The organism is Marivivens marinus (genome assembly GCF_035969385.1).
Lineage (GTDB): Bacteria > Pseudomonadota > Alphaproteobacteria > Rhodobacterales > Rhodobacteraceae > SELP01.
In genome coordinates this window covers 41,903-60,744 of sequence record NZ_JAYKKJ010000011.1, presented here as the reverse complement: position 1 = coordinate 60,744, position 18,842 = coordinate 41,903, and the positions used below count along the sequence as shown (strand labels likewise).

General features: G+C 63.1%; 24 protein-coding genes and 1 tRNA gene. 10 read left to right on the top strand and 15 right to left on the bottom strand.

Annotated features, from left to right (window positions below; genetic code table 11):
• The first annotated feature begins 14 nt into the window (after positions 1-14).
• The 4 genes from trpC (at position 15) to lexA (ending at position 3,309) form a co-directional block, all read left to right on the top strand.
• Complete coding sequence (gene trpC / locus U3648_RS15325; protein WP_420860109.1) at positions 15-821, top strand: indole-3-glycerol phosphate synthase TrpC; 807 nt, start codon at positions 15-17, stop codon at positions 819-821.
• A complete protein-coding gene (gene moaC / locus U3648_RS15320; protein ID WP_420860108.1) occupies positions 821-1,303 on the top strand; it encodes a cyclic pyranopterin monophosphate synthase MoaC in 483 nt (160 codons plus the stop codon). Before trpC ends, moaC begins: the two co-directional genes overlap by 1 nt.
• Positions 1,300-2,484, top strand: a complete 1,185-nt coding sequence (locus U3648_RS15315) for a molybdopterin molybdotransferase MoeA (RefSeq protein ID WP_420860107.1) — start codon at positions 1,300-1,302, stop codon at positions 2,482-2,484. The genes moaC and U3648_RS15315 overlap by 4 nt, the downstream gene beginning before the upstream one ends.
• A gap of 120 nt (positions 2,485-2,604) precedes the next feature.
• Positions 2,605-3,309, top strand: a complete 705-nt coding sequence (gene lexA / locus U3648_RS15310; protein ID WP_420860106.1) for a transcriptional repressor LexA — start codon at positions 2,605-2,607, stop codon at positions 3,307-3,309.
• A gap of 75 nt (positions 3,310-3,384) precedes the next feature.
• Here lexA and U3648_RS15305 read toward each other — a convergent pair whose 3' ends face one another.
• Positions 3,385-3,801, bottom strand: coding sequence for a hypothetical protein (locus tag U3648_RS15305; protein WP_420860105.1), 417 nt, complete (start codon positions 3,799-3,801; stop codon positions 3,385-3,387).
• 69 nt (positions 3,802-3,870) lie between these two features.
• Entirely contained in the window at positions 3,871-5,079 is a 1,209-nt protein-coding gene (locus U3648_RS15300) for a pyridoxal phosphate-dependent aminotransferase (RefSeq protein WP_420860104.1), read from the bottom strand.
• 81 nt (positions 5,080-5,160) lie between these two features.
• Here U3648_RS15300 and U3648_RS15295 point away from each other — a divergent pair, with 81 nt between their 5' ends.
• Together U3648_RS15295 and U3648_RS15290 are read left to right on the top strand one after the other, a co-directional pair.
• The gene (locus U3648_RS15295) at positions 5,161-5,565 is read left to right on the top strand and encodes a helix-turn-helix domain-containing protein (RefSeq protein WP_420860103.1); all 405 of its coding nucleotides are present in this window, start codon (positions 5,161-5,163) and stop codon (positions 5,563-5,565) included.
• Entirely contained in the window at positions 5,562-5,834 is a 273-nt protein-coding gene (locus tag U3648_RS15290) for a succinate dehydrogenase assembly factor 2 (RefSeq protein ID WP_420860102.1), read from the top strand. The genes U3648_RS15295 and U3648_RS15290 overlap by 4 nt, the downstream gene beginning before the upstream one ends.
• Positions 5,835-5,839: 5 nt before the next feature.
• On the opposite strand, the gene olsA is transcribed toward U3648_RS15290, so the two are convergent.
• The 3 genes from olsA to U3648_RS15275 all read right to left on the bottom strand — a co-directional run bounded on the left by olsA (position 5,840) and on the right by U3648_RS15275 (position 7,765).
• On the bottom strand, positions 5,840-6,679 hold the full coding sequence (gene olsA / locus U3648_RS15285; RefSeq protein ID WP_420860101.1) for a lyso-ornithine lipid O-acyltransferase: 840 nt from the start codon (positions 6,677-6,679) through the stop codon (positions 5,840-5,842).
• Positions 6,676-7,449: an L-ornithine N(alpha)-acyltransferase gene (gene olsB / locus U3648_RS15280; protein ID WP_420860100.1), complete on the bottom strand. Its 774-nt coding sequence runs from the start codon at positions 7,447-7,449 to the stop codon at positions 6,676-6,678. The genes olsA and olsB overlap by 4 nt, the downstream gene beginning before the upstream one ends.
• A gap of 127 nt (positions 7,450-7,576) precedes the next feature.
• Positions 7,577-7,765, bottom strand: coding sequence for a DUF3553 domain-containing protein (locus tag U3648_RS15275; RefSeq protein WP_420860099.1), 189 nt, complete (start codon positions 7,763-7,765; stop codon positions 7,577-7,579).
• Between the two features lie 30 nt (positions 7,766-7,795).
• Here U3648_RS15275 and U3648_RS15270 point away from each other — a divergent pair, with 30 nt between their 5' ends.
• Both U3648_RS15270 and U3648_RS15265 read left to right on the top strand, forming a co-directional pair.
• On the top strand, positions 7,796-8,383 hold the full coding sequence (locus tag U3648_RS15270; protein ID WP_420860098.1) for a histidine phosphotransferase family protein: 588 nt from the start codon (positions 7,796-7,798) through the stop codon (positions 8,381-8,383).
• Between the two features lie 91 nt (positions 8,384-8,474).
• Entirely contained in the window at positions 8,475-10,073 is a 1,599-nt protein-coding gene (locus U3648_RS15265) for a DUF4139 domain-containing protein (protein ID WP_420860097.1), read from the top strand.
• Here U3648_RS15265 and U3648_RS15260 read toward each other — a convergent pair.
• The 8 genes from U3648_RS15260 to U3648_RS15225 form a co-directional block, all read right to left on the bottom strand.
• Positions 10,070-11,323: a glutamate-5-semialdehyde dehydrogenase gene (locus U3648_RS15260; RefSeq protein ID WP_420860096.1), complete on the bottom strand. Its 1,254-nt coding sequence runs from the start codon at positions 11,321-11,323 to the stop codon at positions 10,070-10,072. The two genes, U3648_RS15265 and U3648_RS15260, sit on opposite strands and share 4 nt — an antisense overlap.
• A 10-nt stretch (positions 11,324-11,333) precedes the next feature.
• Entirely contained in the window at positions 11,334-12,440 is a 1,107-nt protein-coding gene (proB, locus tag U3648_RS15255; RefSeq protein ID WP_420860095.1) for a glutamate 5-kinase, read from the bottom strand.
• A complete protein-coding gene (gene obgE / locus U3648_RS15250; protein WP_420860094.1) occupies positions 12,428-13,465 on the bottom strand; it encodes a GTPase ObgE in 1,038 nt (345 codons plus the stop codon). The genes proB and obgE overlap by 13 nt, the downstream gene beginning before the upstream one ends.
• Positions 13,466-13,501: 36 nt before the next feature.
• A complete protein-coding gene (locus tag U3648_RS15245) occupies positions 13,502-14,020 on the bottom strand; it encodes a GNAT family N-acetyltransferase (protein WP_420860093.1) in 519 nt (172 codons plus the stop codon).
• Positions 14,013-14,525 carry a GNAT family N-acetyltransferase gene (locus U3648_RS15240; protein WP_420860092.1) on the bottom strand — a complete coding sequence of 171 codons (513 nt, stop codon included), beginning with the start codon at positions 14,523-14,525 and terminating at the stop codon, positions 14,013-14,015. Before U3648_RS15240 ends, U3648_RS15245 begins: the two co-directional genes overlap by 8 nt.
• Before the next feature lie 3 nt (positions 14,526-14,528).
• Positions 14,529-15,065, bottom strand: coding sequence for a GNAT family N-acetyltransferase (locus U3648_RS15235; RefSeq protein WP_420860091.1), 537 nt, complete (start codon positions 15,063-15,065; stop codon positions 14,529-14,531).
• Between the two features lie 145 nt (positions 15,066-15,210).
• Positions 15,211-15,480 carry a 50S ribosomal protein L27 gene (rpmA, locus tag U3648_RS15230; RefSeq protein WP_129681217.1) on the bottom strand — a complete coding sequence of 90 codons (270 nt, stop codon included), beginning with the start codon at positions 15,478-15,480 and terminating at the stop codon, positions 15,211-15,213.
• Positions 15,481-15,504: 24 nt separating this feature from the next.
• Complete coding sequence (locus U3648_RS15225; RefSeq protein WP_420860158.1) at positions 15,505-16,128, bottom strand: 50S ribosomal protein L21; 624 nt, start codon at positions 16,126-16,128, stop codon at positions 15,505-15,507.
• Positions 16,129-16,312: 184 nt separating this feature from the next.
• On the opposite strand from U3648_RS15225, the gene U3648_RS15220 reads away from it, so the two are divergent.
• Positions 16,313-16,642, top strand: a complete 330-nt coding sequence (locus U3648_RS15220; RefSeq protein ID WP_420860090.1) for a hypothetical protein — start codon at positions 16,313-16,315, stop codon at positions 16,640-16,642.
• Here U3648_RS15220 and U3648_RS15215 read toward each other — a convergent pair.
• Complete coding sequence (locus U3648_RS15215) at positions 16,639-17,472, bottom strand: DUF2059 domain-containing protein (RefSeq protein WP_420860089.1); 834 nt, start codon at positions 17,470-17,472, stop codon at positions 16,639-16,641. The genes U3648_RS15220 and U3648_RS15215 overlap by 4 nt on opposite strands.
• Positions 17,473-17,653: 181 nt before the next feature.
• Here U3648_RS15215 and U3648_RS15210 point away from each other — a divergent pair.
• Positions 17,654-17,743, top strand: a tRNA-Ser gene (locus U3648_RS15210).
• A 355-nt stretch (positions 17,744-18,098) separates the two neighbouring features.
• On the opposite strand, the gene U3648_RS15205 is transcribed toward U3648_RS15210, so the two are convergent.
• On the bottom strand, positions 18,099-18,827 hold the full coding sequence (locus U3648_RS15205) for an RlmE family RNA methyltransferase (RefSeq protein WP_420860088.1): 729 nt from the start codon (positions 18,825-18,827) through the stop codon (positions 18,099-18,101).
• Between the last annotated feature and the right edge of the window lie 15 nt (positions 18,828-18,842).

The window sequence follows — 18,842 nt, the reverse complement described above, 5'->3', positions numbered from 1 at the left end:
CCTAGAAGGCCCTCATGCATATTCTCGACAAGATCAAAGCCTACAAGCTCGACCATATCGCCGCCTGCAAGGCCGCCCGCCCCATTGCCGAGGTCGAGGAGGCCGCGCGCGCCGCATCCCCCACTCGTGGCTTTGCCGATGCCCTGATTTCCGCCAGCCGCGAAGGTTACGGCCTGATCGCCGAGATCAAAAAGGCCAGCCCGTCCAAGGGGCTGATCCGCGCCGATTTCAATCCTCCGGACCTCGCCCGCGCCTACAAGGCCGGGGGCGCGACCTGCCTGTCGGTGCTGACCGATGCGCCGTCCTTTCAGGGTGCGGATGACTATCTTGTCGCCGCCCGCGAGGCGGTGGACCTGCCCGCCCTGCGCAAGGATTTCATGTATGACCCCTATCAGGTGGCCGAGGCCCGCGCATTGGGGGCCGATTGCATCCTGATCATCATGGCCTCGGTCTCTGACGCGCAGGCGGCCGAGCTTGAGGCCTGTGCCTTTGACTGGGGCATGGATGTCCTGCTTGAGGTGCATGACGCCGAAGAGCTCGAGCGGGCCTGCCACCTGAAATCCCCGCTCATGGGGATCAACAACCGCAATCTCAAGACCTTCGAGACGACGCTCGACACCACACGTGACCTTGCCCGGCGCGTCCCCGAGGACCGGTTGATCGTCTGCGAAAGCGGGCTGTTCACCCCGGACGATCTGGCCGATATGGCCCGTTATGGCGCCCGAACCTTCCTGATCGGCGAAAGCCTGATGCGGCAGGATGACGTGGCGGCCGCCACCCGCGCCCTGCTGGCCAATCCCTTGCAAGCGGGGGGCATGTGATGGCCGACACGGGGCTGACCCATTTCGACGCCTCCGGCAAGGCGCATATGGTAGACGTTTCGGACAAGCCCGTGACCGCAAGGCAGGCCGTGGCAGAGGGCCATATCACCATGACCCCGGACACCCTGTCGCGCGTGGCAGAGGGCCGCGCCGACAAGGGCGATGTTTTGGGCGTGGCCCGTCTGGCCGGAATCATGGGGGCCAAGAAGACATCAGAGTTGATCCCGCTGTGCCACCCGCTGCCGGTGACCAAGGTTACGCTGGATCTGCTGGTCGATCCCGCCCTTCCCGGCGTTCGGGCCACAGCGACCGTGAAGACCTCTGGCCAGACCGGGGTCGAGATGGAGGCGCTGACCGCCGTTTCGACTGCGCTGCTCACGGTCTATGACATGGTCAAGGCGGTGCAGAAGGATATGGAGATCGGCGGCATTCGTCTGCTGGCCAAGGATGGCGGCAAATCGGGGAGCTATCGGGCCGAATGATTTCCGTCGCAGACGCCCTGTCGAAGCTCTTTGCGCTGGCCGCACCGCTGCCTGCAGAAGAGGTGTCACTGGTCGACGGATCGGGCCGTGTCCTGGCCGTCCCTGTCGCCGCCCGCCTGACCCAGCCGCCCTTCGACGCCTCCGCCATGGATGGTTATGCCGTGATCGCGGCCGAGGTCCGCCCCGGCGCCACCTTCCGCGTCATTGGCACGGCACAGGCCGGAACCGCCTTTGCCGGAGAGGTTGGGCCGGGCGAGGCGGTCCGCATCTTCACCGGGTCGCCCGTGCCCAAGGGGGCAACCCGTATTGTCCTGCAAGAGGATGTGACCCGAGAGGGTGACACCGTGACCATCGGCGACCGGGTCGACACCGGCCCGCATATTCGGCCCGCAGGTCAGGATTTCGCGTTTGGGCAGGAATTGTCCGCGCCGCGCCGCCTGACCCCTTCGGATATCGCGCTTCTGGCGGCGATGAATATCCCCCGCCTGCCCGTCACCCGCCGCCCCGAGGTTGCGATCATCGCCACCGGGGACGAACTGGTGCAGCCCGGGGAAACCCCCGGACCGGACCAGATCATCGCCTCCAACAGCTATGGAATCGCCGCGCGACTTGCCGCCGCCGGGGCCGTGCCGCGCCTGCTGCCGATTGCCCGCGATACGGTTGAGAGTCTGCGGTTCACCTTCGACCTTGCCCGTGGGGCCGATCTTGTCATCACCATCGGCGGGGCCTCGGTCGGGGATTATGACCTTGTGGGCGACGTGGCGCGCGATCTTGGGATGGAGCAGTCCTTCTACAAGGTGGCGATGCGCCCCGGTAAACCGCTTATGGCGGGGCGGATGGGGCCGGACCACGGCGGCGCGATGATGATCGGCCTGCCCGGCAACCCGGTGTCGGCCATGGTCTGCACCGAGATTTTCGTGGTCCCGGTGATCAACAAGATGCTTGGCCTTGGCGCGCGGCCCGCCCCGCGTGAAACCGTGCGGCTGGACAGCGACCTTGCCGCCAACGGACCGCGCGAACATTACATGCGGGCCCATGCCGGGCCGGACAGCGTGCGCGTCTTCGACCGGCAGGACAGCGCCCTTTTGACGGTGTTGTCGCAGTCCAACTGCATGATCGTGCGGCCCCCGAATGACCCGGCCCGCGCCGTCGGCGACCCGGTCGAGATCATCCGCATCTAGGAACATTCCCGAAACCGTTGACACAAAACGGGAACATCGGTAGAACATAGTCAAAACGGACCGCCCGTCCGCACCATGTTCGCCCGGCACCTGCACGGGCCCAGATGAAGGGGAAACCCGATGCTGACCAAGAAACAACTCGACCTGCTGGAATTCATCCATGTCCGGGTGCAGCGCGATGGCGTGCCCCCCTCGTTCGAGGAAATGAAGGACGCGCTGGACCTGCGGTCCAAGTCCGGCATTCACCGGCTGATCACGGCGCTGGAAGAACGCGGGTTCATCCAGCGGCTGGCGCATCGGGCGCGGGCGCTGGAAATCGTCAAACTGCCCGAGGCGCTTGAGGCGAAACTGGGTGGCAAGCGCGCCGGATTCTCGCCCCGGGTGATCGACGGGGACCGCCCCGACCACACCCCGCCCGCCGCGCGGACCATCGAAACCGCCGGTGCGGTCGAATTGCCGGTCATGGGCCGGATCGCCGCCGGTGTCCCGATCGAGGCGATTTCCGAAGTGTCCCACAATGTGGCCGTGCCCGGATCCATGCTGGGCAAGGGCGAACATTATGCGCTGGAAGTGCGCGGGGATTCGATGATCAACGCGGGCATCAATGACGGCGATGTTGTGGTGATCCGCGAAACCTCTGTCGCCGACAACGGCGATATCGTGGTGGCCCTTGTCGAAGGGCAAGAGGCAACCCTGAAGACCCTGCGGCGGCAGAACGGGATGATCGCGCTTGAGGCGGCAAACCCGGCCTATGAGACCCGGATTTTCCGTGACGATCAGGTGAAGGTGCAAGGCCGATTGGTCGGGCTGATCCGCACCTACTGACGCTGGAACCCATCTGAGCAAAAGATGAGGGGGCGCAGAGCCCCCTTTTTCATGCCTGCCGGACAGGTTCGTAGCCTATTCTTTTTCGCCCCGCGCCCGCATGACCCTATCGGCCTTCTTGCGCACAAGCACCGACCGGAGGTCGTGCATCGCCAGCAAAAGCGTATCGGTGATCTCTTCAAGCTGGTCGTCGGTGGCCTTCGACTGGACCCATTGCGTTGTCAGGTTCAGGTGATCAACGGCGCGGTGAATGTCATCGACCGTCCGCCGGGCCAGCATTTCTGTTCGGGCGTCTTTCCAATCCTCGATCGCGGCAATTTCTGCCGGGGTCAGCTGATGATCACCCTGCGCTTTGATCTGGCCGTTGTTGACGTTGACGACGGCGATCTGATCCATCTCGATCCGGCGCTGGCGGTTTTCTGTATCCACACGAAACACGGCCGCCCCGTTTTCCTGGACGCGGAAATAGAACTCTGGTAGTTCTGCACTCATATACTGCTCGCCCCTGCGCAGGCCCTGATGTCCTTTGCGCGTGATCCTAGCAGCCCGGGACTGGGCAGGCTAGCTTTCTGTAAGACCGTCGCAGAACGTCTGAATCCTCCGGCAGGCTTCTTCTAGGGCCGCGTCGGATGTGGCGTAGGACACCCGGAAATTCGGCGACAGGCCAAAGGCCGCGCCGAAGACAACCGCAACCCCGGTTTCCTCCAGAAGCGCGGTGGCGAATGCCTCGTCATCCGCAATCAACGTCCCCCCGGCAGAGGTCTTGCCGATGCAGGCGGAGATGTCAGGATAGACATAGAACGCCCCTTCCGGCACCGGACAGGTCACGCCCTTGGCCGCGTTCAACATCGACACCACAAGGTCACGGCGGCGCTGGAACAGGGCCTTGTTGCCGTCAAGATAGTCCTGCGGCCCGGTCAGCGCTTCGACCGCCGCGTATTGGCTGATCGAACAGGGGTTCGAGGTGGATTGTGACTGGACCTTGCGGATTGCCCCAATCAGCTCTTTTGGGCCCGCGGCATAGCCGATCCGCCAGCCCGTCATCGCATAGGCCTTGGACACACCGTTGACCGTCAGGGTCCGGTCGTAAAGCCCCGGTTCCACCTGCGCCGGCGTACAAAATTCAAACCCGTCAAAGACGAGGTGTTCATACATGTCGTCGGTTAGCACCCAGACATGCGGATGGCGCATCAGCACATCGGTCAGCGCCTTCAACTCGTCCCAACTATAGCCCGCGCCCGTGGGGTTGGACGGCGAGTTGAACAGGAACCATTTGGTTTTCGGGGTGATCGCGGCCTCCAATTGCTCGGCGGTGATCTTGAATGCGGTTTCCAGACCGGCGGGAACGACGACGGGCGTCCCCCCGGCCAGCAGCACCATATCCGGATAGCTGACCCAATAGGGCGCGGGGATGATCACCTCGTCGCCGGGGTTCAGGGTCGCCATGAAGGCATTGTAGAGGACCTGTTTGCCCCCCGTTCCCACCGTGACCTGCGACGGGTCATAGGTCAGGCCGTTTTCGCGGGCGAATTTGTGGCAGATCGCCTGCTTCAGTTCCGGCACCCCGTCCACGGCGGTATAGCGGGTCTTGCCCTCTTCAATCGCGCGGATGCCAGCGGCGCGGATGTTCTCGGGCGTGTCGAAATCGGGTTCGCCGGCGCCAAGGCCGATCACATCCTTGCCCGCAGCCTTCATTTCGGCCGCTTTGGTGGTCACGGCGATGGTCGGCGACGGTTTGACGCGCGCAAGTGTCGCGGAAAGGAAGGTCATGGCGGGCTCCCGGTGGCCAATCTGGTTCAGACGTGTCATACGTCCGGCCCGAAACCGGATCAAGCAGGGAAGGAAATCGACATGTCTTCGACGCCCGCCGAAGAAAACTGGTACAGCGACGACCGTGCAACCTTTGGAGACCGGCTCGCCGCCGCGCGTGAAGGCGCAGGGCTGAGCCAGAAGGACGTCGCGTCGCGGCTGGGGGTGAAGACCTCTGTCATCAAGGCCTGGGAACAGGACATCAAGGAACCCCGCGCGAACCGGTTGCAAATGATTTCCGGCCTGTTGGGTGTCAGCCTGACCTGGCTTCTGACCGGCGAAGGGGACGCGCCCAGCCTGCCGGAGCACGACAGCTATGTCCCGGCCGATATTTCCGAGCTTCTGTCTGATATCCGCGCCCTGCAGGGCCAGATCAAACAAAGCAGCGACAAACTGGCCCAGATCGAAAAGCGCCTGCGCAGCGCCCTTCAGGACAGCGCCCTGTGACCGAACCGCGCGAGATCCGCGAAAAGCGGCTGGCGATGCGGTCCATGCGTCGTGGGATCAAGGAAATGGACCTGATCCTGGACAGTTATGCCCGCGCCCATCTGGCGGCCATGTCCGAGGCCGAGATCGACCTTTACGAGGCGCTCTTGGCGGAAAACGATCACGATCTTTACCAGTGGGTATCGGGGCAAGTGGCCCCGCCCACTGAATACACTGCGATGATTGCACAGATCGCAGAGCAGGCACGGGGGCTGACCCGCCCGGCCTGACCGGGTCAGGTGTCCAGCACGCCCGTCCGGTCCAGCCCGTCACGCACCTGTCCTTCTAGCAACCGGGCAAGCGCCTTGCGGTCGGCAACCTCGGCCACCCGAACGGGCGGATGATAGACCAGCGTCACCGACCCCTGACGCCGCGCGCCAAGCGTGGACAGAAGATGTGGCCCGAACTCCATATCCCCCCACCAGCCGTATTGCCGGGGGTCGGCGCCGCGCGCGGCCCGATAAACCACCGATACCGGCTGGATCGACAGGGTTTCGCGCAGCCCATCGGCCATGAAGGCGGCAAAAAGCGTCGGTTTGAATGGCAGGACACGCCGCCCGTCGGTGGAAGTGCCTTCGGGAAAGAACAACAGCTTGTGCCCATGCGACAGCCGCTCGATGAACAGATCGACATGTTCCCGCGCCTCGCGCGGATTGCGCCGGATGAAAACCGTCCCCGTGGCCCGCGCCAGCCAGCCGATCCCCGGCCAGCTTGCCACCTCGGCCTTTGATACGAAGTAGATCCGCTTGCGGGCGTTCAGCGCGAAGATGTCCAGCCAGCTTGAATGATTGGCGACAACCGCGCCGGGGCCTTTCATCATCTGGCCCTCGGTCCGATACCGAATGCCAAGAATGACAAAGGCGGACCGGCAGACAAACTGGGTGATGAAGGGCGTCAGCGGGCGGCCCTGTCCAAAGATCGGCCGTTCCACCAGCCGCAGTAGGAGCAACAGCGCAAGGCAGCCAAAGGTCAGCACTCCCAGAACCAGCCCCCGGGCCAGTGCCAGCCCCCAGCCAATCACACCCAGCGAGACATGAGGCGGTTCGATCTCGGGGTGCCAGCCTGTGTCACTCATGCCCGGCCCGCCTTTTCATAGATCGCCCGTTGGGTGGCATTCATCCGTGCGGTGTCAAGGATCAGGCAGACATCAGTCGTGTTGAACGCATGGTCGATCCAGGCCCCCTCGCCCACGACGCCCCCAAGCCGAAGGTAGGCCTTGATCAGTGCAGGCGTGTCCAGCATGGCCTTGCGCCTGTCGATCTGATCCTCGGGCATGAGGTCCATACTGGTGGCATTGGGCGGCAAGGCCGCGACACGCAGTTCTTCGGGCGCGAGGTGCCGATGGTGCAAAAGGGACAGCGGCCCGGCAAGCGCCTGTGGGTCCGTGCCATGAAAGGACGCGACGCCGAACAGAACCTCGACCCCATGATCGGCCACATAGCCGGACAGCCCGTTCCACAGGTGATACATCGCCGCCCCGCCGCGATAGTCGGGCAAGAGGCAAGAGCGACCAAGCTCCAAGAGGTTTCGGCCAGACCGGCGCAGCGGGCCTAGGTCGTATTCGGTCTCGGAATAGAAGCGCCCGACCTTGTCCGCCTGATCCCCGCGCAGCAGGCGATAGACACCAACCGCCTGATCGCCCTCGGGCCGGGCCCGGTCGAACAGGATCAGGTGATCAAAGAAGGGGTCAAAGGCATCCTGCTCCAGCCGGGCGTCATGGTCCACCATCTCGCCGGAGCCGCCAAGTTCTTCAACAAAGACGGTATAGCGCAAGCGTTGGGCCGCGCGCAGGTCCGCCTCTGTCCGGGCAAGGCACAGCTGGAAATCCGGGGAGGTCTGGGACATGCGGGCCCGCGGTTGATCAAGGTCCGGGCGGTTCTAGGCCCCCAGCCGCCACATGGCAAGACGGCTGTCACCTCGCTATTCTGTCGGGAATTGACAGCGGATGCGGCGTTGCTACCCTCGGTTGCGTTCAGAACCTGTCAGGCGACACCATGACCAGCATCACGCGACGCCCATCAATCAACACCTTGCCTTCGTCCGGAAAATTCACGGTGACACGCCCACCGATGTTGGACTGCACCTGCCCGACGCCCCAATCGGGGCGGTCCGGGTGCCGCACCATCATGCCCGGCTCCAGAAAACTATTGAGGTCGTCCATCGGTTCCTCCTTCACGACATGGGGTGCCCTATGACAACAAAACTGTCCAGCCTTGTCGGGTCCCGCATTTGCCATGACCTCATCAGCCCGATTGGCGCAATCAGCAACGGGATCGAGCTTTTGTCCATGACCGGGATCGACGACATCCCCGAACTGGCGCTGATCCGCGACAGCGTTGAAAACGCCAATGCCCGTATCCGCATGTTCCGGATCGCCTTTGGCGCCGCGGGCGAGGGGCAAACCGTGTCTAACGCAGAGGCCGCGAATATCCTTGAAACGCTGGGCCGGGCCAGCCGGTGCAGCTATCACTGGGATGTCACAGAGGCACAGTCGCGGGCCGATGTGCGGCTGGCCTTCCTTCTGGTGATGTGCCTTGAAAGCGCCCTGCCCTATGGCGGGGAAATCCATGTCATGGCCGACGAAACCGGGTGGCGGCTGACCGCCGACGCCGAGCGGATGAATGTTGATTCGGCGCTCTGGGGGCAGCTTAGCGGTCAGACCAGTGCGGATATGACCGCAGCGCAGGTCCATTTTCTGCTGGTCTCCCAAATTGCCGCGGCGGAACAACGCCAAATCCGGATGACCCAAAGCGCAAGCCAGATTTCGGTCGTCTATTAAGACGGGCGGCCATTTTGGGCTCTACCCCTGATTGACGGCGCTGCCATTTCTGCCAACATGCCCAAGACATGATTGCGTTTTGGGTGGTTCAATGAAGTCGTTTATCCTTGCCGTCGCCAGCATTCTGCCAACCGCGGTTCTTGCTGATACTTTCGATGTTCCGACACGGATCGACAGCGTTGTCGTCTATCCCTCGATCGCCGAAGTTCGGCGAGAGATTGTGTTTGAGGCACCGGCAGGTCGGCATACACTTCGTTTTGTCGCACCTGCGTCTGAATTCGAAGATATCCTGCCCCAGATCGAATTGCCAGACGGGGTGACATTGATGTCCTACCGGGTGATCCAATCCCGCCCACCCGTCCTTGGGGAACTGGCGGGGCCAGATGTCATCGCAGCGCGTGACACATTGGAAAACCTTGAACGGGCCATTGCTGACAAGGATGCCGAATCCGCTGCTATTCATCGCGAGATCGCGGCGATCCAGACGCAAATGACGTTTCTCGAAACGCTTGGATCGGGGCAGCCGGTTGGCACGGACCTTGATCACCTGCGGGCGGTTCTGGGCTGGATGGGCGAAGAGACACAGGCGCTTGCCGCGACCCAGACCGAAGCCCATGCACGGCTTGCCGCCCTTTCGGAAGAGCGTGAAGAGCTGTTGGACGACCTTGCTGACGCAGAGCAGGCGCTAGACTACTTGATCGCAGAAATCCCGGACCTTGCCACGATCGAGCTGGTTCTCGACCTGTCGGACGACGGCGAACAAAGCCTCTTCTTTACCGATTTTCGGGGCGGTGTTGACTGGCGACCGGTCTATGACCTGAATCTGGTGACAGGGCCCGCACCCCATGTCACGGTCGCCGTCAGCGCCATCGTCACCCAGGAAACCGGCGAGGACTGGACCGGTGTCGCGCTTGGCCTAGCGACCGTGTTCCCAATGTCTGACAATTATATCCGTAGGCCCTATGCCTGGCGCCGAACGATCGTCGAAGAACGCCAGATTTCCACAGCCAGCGACACGATGCAGATGGAGCCGGTAATCGTTGAAGAGTCGGCAGCTCCGCATCCTTTGGAAAACGGTTTGCCGCGGATAATCAGCATTCCCAATCGGGTTGATTTGCGCAGCGGATCCGACGTTCTTCAAGTTGAACTGGAGCATTTCGAAACCGAAGTGGATCTTTTCGCCCTTGGGGTGACGGGTGAAGGAACAGGCTTTCGCGCCGTCACATTCATCAACACCTCGCCCAATGTCGTGCTGGAAGGCTCGGCGATCATGAAAGTTGATGGTGCCCTCGTCGGCGCTGGCGAAATGCCGCTCTTGGCATCCGGCGAAGATACTGAATTGTTGTTCGGCCGGCTTCAGGGCCTTCTGATCAGTTCGCTGACCACGGACGAGCTTGAAGGGACAGACGGGTATTTCTCGCGCTCGAACCATGATCGCAGCGCATGGAGTCTGACGGTCGAAAACCTGACGGGCGAGGATTGGCCCCTACGGCTTCGAACAGGCGTCAGCTACTCTACCCACGAGGACCTCGTGATCGAATATGACTTCAGCCAGCCCCCCTATACCGGCCCCGATGCGCCGGAAAGACGGGGGGTCATCGAATGGCGCCACCCGCTGGCGGCGGGGGACACCTATGTCATCGACTTAGTCGAGACCATGGAGTGGCCCGAGGGGTTCCAGCTCCGCTAGGGCCGCGTCGCGCCGTTGCCTTCGACAAGGTATTTGAAGCTGGTCAGTTGCTCTGCCCCGACGGGTCCGCGTGCGTGCATCTTGCCGGTGGCGATGCCGATCTCGGCACCCATGCCGAACTCGCCGCCGTCGGCGAACTGGGTTGATGCGTTGTGCATCAAGATCGCGCTGTCCAGCCGTTCAAAGAACCGGGCGACCGGGGCCGAATCCTCGGCGATGATGCAATCGGTGTGGTTCGACCCATAGGCGCGGATATGGGCAATCGCCTCGTCCACGCCGTCCACCAGTTTCGCGGCGATATCCATGTCGAGGTATTCGCGCCCCCAATCTTCCTCGGTCGCGGCAACGGTACCGTCGATCCCCTCTGCCCCATGCACGCGGACGCCCGCGGCCTTGAGCGCGGCGACCAGATCGGCGCCGAGACCCTCTGCAATGTCGCGGTCGATCAACAAGCACTCGGCGGCGCCGCAGATCCCGGTCCTGCGGGTCTTGGCATTCAACACAACATCCAGCGCCTTCTTCGGGTCGGCGGATTTGTCGACGTAAATGTGCACGATCCCCTCGAGGTGGGCAAAGACCGGCACCCGCGCCTCGCGCTGGACCAGCCCGACAAGTCCCTTACCGCCACGGGGAACAATCACGTCGATATGGTCGGTCATGGTCAGCATCTCGCTGACCGCCGCGCGGTCGCGGGTCGGGACCAATTGGATCGCCGCTTCGGGCAGGTTCGCGCCTTTCAACCCCTCGACAAGGCAGGCATGGATGGCCTGCGACGAGTTGAACCCCTCCGAGCCGCCGCGCAGGATCACCGCGTTGCCCGACATCAGGCAGAGCGCGCCCGCATCCGCCGTCACGTTGGGTCGGCTTTCATAGATCACGCCGACGACGCCAAGCGGGGTGCGCACCCGCCGAATATGCAGGCCCGACGGCATGTCCCATTCGGCGATGACATCGCCCACCGGGTCGCGCTGTTCGGCCACGGTGCGCAGCCCGTCGACGATGCCGCGAATCCGGTCTTCGTCCAGCATCAGCCGGTCCATCATCGCAGGGCTCAGGCCCTTCTCACGGCCATAGTCCATGTCACGCGCGTTTGCCTCGATGATCTTGGCACGGTTCTTCCAGACGGCATCTGCGGCCCCAATCAGGGCGGCGTGCTTGCGGTCGGCCTTGGCATAGGCCAGTTCGGCGGCGGCAGCCCGGGCCTTTTCGCCGATTTCGATCATCTGGCTGTGAATCTCGGTCGCGTCCATTTTCGCCCCCTCAAAGTACCATGTCGTCGCGGTGCACCAATGCGGCCCGCCCCTTATACCCAAGAAGGGCTTCGATGTCGGCGCTCCGGCGGCCCATGATCTGGCGGGCCTCCGTCGCGGTGTAGCGCGACAGCCCGATGCCCAGCTGCGCCGCATTGGCCGACCGGATCGCAACCGGGTCACCACGCCCGAAACTGCCGGTTATTTTCGTCACCCCGGCGGGCAGCAGGCTCTTGCCCTGGGCAAGTGCGCCTTCGGCCCCCGCGTCCACGACGACCTCTCCTTTGGGCTTCATCGCGGCGATCCAATGTTTGCGGGCAGCCTTCGGGTCGGTCTGGGCGGTGAACCAGGTCGCATTCGCGCCGTTCTCTAGCTGATCCAAGGGGTTAAGCGGCGATCCTAAGGTGATTGCCATGGCGCAACCGGCCTCGGTCGCGACCTTGGCCGCCATCAGCTTGGTAATCATCCCGCCCTTCGACAGGCCGGAGACGCCATCGCCCGCCATTGCCTCGATCTCTGGCGTGATTTTTTCAATCACGTCAAACCGTTGCGCGGCGCTGTCAATGTTCGGATTGCCGGAATAGAACCCGTCCACGTCGGACAAAAGAACCAGCGTATCGGCACCGACCGTGACCGAGACCTGCGCGGCAAGCCGATCATTGTCGCCATAGCGGATTTCGTCGGTGGCGATGGTGTCGTTTTCATTGACAATGGGCACGACGCCCAGCCCCAGAAGGGTTTCCAGCGTCGCGCGGGAATTGAGGTAACGGCGCCGGTTGGCGCTGTCTTCCAGCGTCACAAGCACCTGCCCGGTGGTGATCCCATGCGGGGCCAGCACCTCTTCATAGGCCTGCGCCAGCCGGATCTGCCCGACCGAAGCGGCGGCCTGTGACTGTTCCAGCGCCAGTTCACCGCGCGGCAGGCCCAGAACTCCGCGCCCCAGCGCGATGGACCCAGAGGACACCAGCACCACATCCGTGCCGCGCGCTTTGATCCTCGCCACGTCTTCCGCAAGGGATTTCAGCCAGTTACGGCGCAAAGCTCCGGTTTCCCGGTCAACCAGCAAGGCCGACCCGATCTTGACCACAAGGCGTTTGGACGCGGTCAGGGTTGCCAAGGCTCGTCCTCCGCCTCCGCTGCCTTTTCGGCCGCGCGGCGTCCGTCGATAACGGCGCGCAGGTCCCGAAGAACGTCCTGCACCCCTTCCCCCGTTGCCCCGGACATCAAGAGGACCGGCGCATCAATCGCGGCTTCGATCTCGCCCTTGATGAATTGCCGTTCTTCCGCATCCAGCGTGTCGATCTTGTTCAGGACCGTGATCCGGGGCTTATCGGCCAGACCCGCGCCATAGGCCTCCAGCTCGCCGATGATCGTTTCGTAGTCGCCCACCGGATCGCCGGACGTGCCGTCAAGCAGGTGCAGAAGCACCGAACAGCGTTCGACGTGGCCCAGGAACATGTCGCCCAGCCCCCGGCCCTCGCTCGCGCCTTCGATCAGGCCCGGAATATCGGCCACCACGAATTCGGCCCCGTCCACACCGACGACCCCAAGGTTGGGGACCAGTGTGGTGAAGGGATAATCGGCGATCTTCGGGCGCGCATTCGATGTGGCGGCAAGAAAGGTGGACTTACCGGCGTTGGGTAGACCCAGAAGGCCCACATCGGCGATCAGCTTCAACCGCAGCCAGATCGTGCGTTCGATCGCCTCTTGCCCCGGGTTGGCGCGGCGCGGCGCCTGATTGGTGGCGGATTTGAAATGCAGGTTGCCCCAGCCGCCATTGCCGCCCTTGGCCAGCACCACGCGCTGCCCGACCTCGGTCAGGTCGGCGATGACGGTTTCCTCGTCCTCGTCGATGATCTCGGTCCCGACGGGCACGCGCAGGATGATGTCATCCCCATCCGGGCCGGTGCGGTTGCTACCCATGCCCGGGCGGCCGTTCTTGGCAAAGAAATGCTGCTGGTAGCGGAAGTCGATCAAGGTGTTCAGCCCATCCACCGCCTCGGCGATCACATCGCCGCCGCGCCCGCCGTCGCCGCCATCGGGGCCACCGAATTCGATGAATTTCTCTCGCCGGAACGACACACAGCCATTCCCGCCCGCTCCGGAGCGGATGTAAACTTTGGCGAGGTCGAGGAATTTCATCAGTCAGGCTTTCTGTTGCGTCAGGCAGGCGATACTCTAAGCCGCGCCAATCCTCAAGCTGTCGTAACGGGCGCGGGTCAGGGCAAAGCGCCGCGACAGAAGTGTTTCGCCCCGCGCCTTGCAAAACCCCACTGTATCGGGCCGATTTTCAAACCCCAGCTTTTGCAGCACCCGCATAGAGGCAGGATTGTCCAGCCAGACGCCGCCCATGACCTCGTCCCAACTGTAGGTCGCAAAGGCCCGGTCGAGCAGAACCTGCGCCGCCTCGGTCGCATAGCCCTGCCCCCAATGCGGCGGCGCTATGGCATAGCCGATCTCGCCCTCCAGAATACCCATCTGGCCGACCATCTCTGCCCCGCGCCAGAGGCCGTAGACAAAGCCGCGCGCCGGATCGATCCGCTGGCAGCGTTCAAGGGCAAAGTCCCGATCCGCGGGGATCGGCCAGCTGCCGGTCATCCGCGCGACCTCGGGCCAGGACATGAGCGCGAAAAGCGCCTCATGGTCGGTCGGCGACACGGGCCGCAGGGTCAGCCGGTCGGTGCGCAGGTCATCCATGACGCGCCTCCCAAGTATCGCGGGTCAAAAGCATATCGCGCGATGGCACATCCTGCCCCCGCGCTACGCAGGGCAACATCTTGGCGCCCACATCCATGAACCCCAGCTTGCGCAGCACTTTCGCAGACCCGGCGTTGTCCTCGAAATGGCCCGACCGGATCTTGTAGTTCACCGGGTTGGCAAAGTAGTGGCGCAGAACGGCACATCCGGCTTCGGTCGCATAGCCCTGCCCCCAGACCCGGCGCGCCAGCCAATAGCCAAGCCCCGTGTCGGTGGTGCCGATCATGCCGCACAGCCCGTCAGCGTCGCAGATCGCCCAGGACGCCTCTCTGCCCGCCTCACATTCGGACAGGAACCATTCCGCATCGTCGCGGGTGTAAGGATAGGGCACAACCGACAGCCACTGAACGACCTCCCAGTCGTTGATAGCAAGGGTCAGCGCCTCTGCATCCCCGACCACCGGGGGCCGGAGGGTGAGGCGCCCGGTGGTCAAAACGGGGATCATCACTCACATCTTCTTGGTATAGGTCCAGGTTGGGACAGTGGCATTGCGGGCAACGCAAAACGCTTCGGCGTCGCCCAGATAATCGAAACCGGAATTGGTCAGCACACGGGCAGAGCCGGGGTTGTCCTGAAACACGCTGGCAAAGATCCGGTCGGACTGGTGCGGGTTGGCGTCCAGCATGGCCTGAACCGCCTCGGTCGCGATGCCGCCGTTCCAAAAGGCCGGGGCCACCCAATAGCCGATCTCGGACTGGTTGCGGTCCATCCGTTCCAGCCCGACAAGGCCCATCACCTCGGCATGGCCATTGGCCGATCCGTCGATGGCCCAGATATCTTCGGTGCGTTTCGGGTCCGCGGCATTGGTGATCAGCGCCTCGACCGCGCCGGGCGGCATTGGGTGCGGGATGTCGCGGGTCATCCGGGCCACGCGTTCGTCAGCGGAATACATTCCGATCAGCCCGGCGTCAGACTTGCGCAGCGGGCGCAGGATGAACCGCTCCGCCTCGATCACAGGCTGATTGACGACCAATTCTTGCAACATGGTCTTCCTCCTCGAAAACCAACGCGGGTGCCCCGGCAATCCTCCTATGCCAGATCCGCTAAAATTTCATGACATCACGTAAGACGAGAAAGGGGACCGACCTATGGCCGATCCCCTTCTTGTGATGCCTATTGAAGGTTTCGGCTTACTCAGCGGCCTCCGCCACCGGGAGAACCGAAATAAAGGTGCGCTTTTTCAGGCCCTTGTGGAATTTCACCTGGCCTTCGGCGGTTGCAAAGATGGTGTGATCCTTGCCCATGCCAACGCCCTCGCCCGGCCACATCTTGGTGCCGCGCTGACGCACGATGATGTTGCCCGGGATGACGGCTTCGCCACCGAATTTCTTCACGCCAAGACGGCGACCGGCGGAGTCGCGGCCGTTACGGGAGGAACCGCCTGCTTTTTTGTGTGCCATAGTCTCTCTCCTACGTCTTGTATCTTACTTGGCCAGTTCTTTGGCCTGGTCAACCCAGCCTTCACGCTCGATACGGCCCTTGAACGACAGCTTCTCGTCGAACTCGGCAATATCGGCTTCGGTCCAGGCAGCGATCTGGGCGAAAGAGGTGACGCCAGCGGCGTGCAGCTTCTTCTCCAGCGCCGGGCCAACGCCCGACAGTTGTTTCAGGTCGTCAGCGCCCGCAGCAGCGGCAGCTTCGGCCTTCTTGGCGGGGGCGGCTTTCTTCGGGGCGGCGGCGGCAACAGCCACACCAGCAACCGAACCAGCACCCACGGCGGCCTTCACGCCGGACTTGTCGGCACCCTTTTCAAGGATGTCGGTGATCCGAACCAGCGTCAGCTGCTGACGGTGACCCTTGGTGCGCTTGGACGAATGCTTACGACGACGCTTCACAAAGTGGATCGTCTTCTCGCCCTTAATCTGGTCGATGACCTCAGCCTGAACGGCAGCGCCTTCCACGAGGGGGGCACCAACGGTCGCGCCGACCATGAGAATCTCGTTGAACTGGACCTTCTCGCCAGCGTCAGCCGCCAGCTTTTCGACCCGCAGAACGTCGCCCGAGGCGACCTTGTATTGCTTGCCGCCGGTTTTCAGAACCGCAAACATATGATCTTCCTTCATTTTCCGCGTCTCTGGGGCCTCGGCCTTGGCCGTGTTGTGGGAACGTTCCCGCCCGTGGACTGCGCGCCGATGTCGGCGTTATTTCGCAATGTCCCCGACAAGGCTCTTGCCGGGATGGCGGCTTATCTGCGCCAATGGGGCAAAAGTCAACACCCAAAGGGGCCTGCAGATGCGACTATTCCTGATTGCCACTACCTGTCTTCTTGCCGGCTGCACCAGTCTGGGCGACGGCCCCGTGGCCACGGCTTTCGACCAAGCCGCAAATGCGGTCAACGCCGAACGTCGAGGCGCGGTCGAACTGATCGTGAAAACCAACCACCCGACCCTGCTGGCCGAGATCGCGGCCGGTGGCGGCCCGACCCTGACCCGCGCGATGGATACCGCCGGGGTTCCTGCCGGGGACCGGGCGGCGCGGATCCTGCAAATGCAGGGGGACCTGCCGGTCTATCGCAACAATCTTGAGGCGCTGACGACCGCCCTTCTACTTTATGGCGGTTAAAGGTCTGCGCCGGTCATCATGTCCCCGGCGGCAAACCCAAGGGCGCGGGACAGGTCGATGAACATCCCATCGAACCCGGCGAACAGCGCCCGGTTAAGCGCCTGCCCGGCGTCGGTTTCGGACAGGGCGATGTAGGTCTCTATGTCCGCATCCGAAAGCGGCTGATAGGCAAGCCCAAGGAAGGAATAGACCCATTCAGTGGTCGAGGCGCGCACTTCCTGCTCCTGTCCCCAGACATCCGACAGGATATCGCTTTCGGTCAATTCGCCCCCAAACGCCCCGGAATCAACCATACCGACATAGAAGGCATAGTTGGAATTCAGGCCGCCGACCACGTTCGATTCGATCAGGTCGTTGACCTCGATAAAGCGGGTCAGAACCTCGTGCCGATCCGTTTCATCCATCGCGGCGATTGCGGCAGCCTCGATCGCGGCGGCCTCGACCTCGGGGTCCAGGAACGCGGCGCGGGCGCTGATTTCCAGCGACACGAATTCGGCCCCCAGATCGGATTCGAAAAATGCCAGAAGCGGGGTGATATCTTCGTCCTCCAGGACGGCGGCAAAATCCATGCGGACCCGGGCCTCCATCCGGTCGACGTTGTAGATATCGGCGACCATCCTGTCCCAGCGGCCCGCGGGGTCAGAGGGGAACAGGTCCGCCGCCAATTCGTCGGCATGAACCAACCCTTCCTGCTGCATGATCTGTAGTATCTCCGGCATCCCCATGGCGTCGAACAACCGGTCGACATCATCGGCCCCCGACTGCGCAAAAGCCACGCCGCTGGCCACTGAAATCGCAACGGCGCCAAGCAGGGAAAAACGAAGGGTCATTGGGTGGCTCCTTGGCCGGGAAGTTTTCTGTCTGTCATAGGTGTAGGCCTTGCCCCCCTTCTTTCCAAGGGTGCTGACGCAATTGTCAGACCGGTTTTCAAGGGCCCGCGCGATTGGGGCGGAATTGGGGGTTGCAGAAGGTCGCGGCCTTGGCTAAACGCCCCCCACCAAGACCCTTCGCGGAGAGGTGCCGGAGTGGTCGAACGGGGCGGTCTCGAAAACCGTTGTGGGTGCAAGCCCACCCAGGGTTCGAATCCCTGTCTCTCCGCCACATACCCCAAATTGATGATGTGATTTGCGCTGGTGCTCTGGCCCACGCGGCCCGACGCCGCATTTGATGGGTGTCATCGGTCCGCTCCTGCTGGCGGTCGGCGGGGGTCCCTTCCCGATCCGGACCCATGTCCTGTCTGACCTGCGACCGCCTGTCGCATCCAAAGCGATTTCGCCGCTCTAGGTTCGGTCCCGTCGACATCGCGAACGGAGACATGACATGTTCAAAGGACTGGGGCTTTCCCTGTTTCTGATTATCGGCGGTATGCTGGCCGTCCCGGCAGCCATGGTTGCCGCACTCTGAAACATGTTGCGGGGCGGCCAGAGGCTGCCCCGTTTCACGTCATCCGCAAGGATCAGCCTTCGACGCGTCCCCGAAACCCTGTTGCGACCACGAATTTCTCGGAACTGTCTGACCGGCTTGCCGGGGGTTTCACGTTGGCGACCTTCTCGAACCGCTGCTTGAGGATCTTCTGCAATTCCCCTTCGGCCCCGCCCGCCAGAACCTTGGCCACGAAGGTGCCGCCCGGCGCCAGTACATCAAAAGCCAGATAGGCCGCGGCCTCGCAAAGCGCGATGATCCGAAGGTGATCGGTTTGCTTGTGACCCGACGACGAGGCGGCCATGTCGGACATGACCACATCGGCTTCGCCCCCCAACCAGCCCTTGATCTGTTCGTCCGCGCCGTCGTCTAGGAAATCCAACTGGTGGATTTCGGCTCCTGCCAGCGGTTCGACCTCTTGCAAATCAACGCCGATGATCCGGCCCACCGCCTTGCCCGATTTCTCGCCCAGGGCGTTGATCCGTGGCACCGCCACCTGCATCCAGCCACCCGGAGCGCAGCCAAGGTCCACGACCCGCGCGCCGGGCACGAGAAAGCGGAACTTGTCGTCCAGTTCCAGAATCTTGTAGGCAGCCCGCCCGCGATAGCCGTCTGCCTTGGCCCGCTTCACATAGGGGTCGTTCAACTGCCGCTGAAGCCAGCGGGTCGAGCTGTTGGACCGGCCGCGCGCGGTCTTGACCTTCACATGCAGGTCGCGTTGTCCGCGCCCACTAGTGCCCTTTGTTCCCGGTTTCTTTGCCATCCGTCCGGTCCTTTC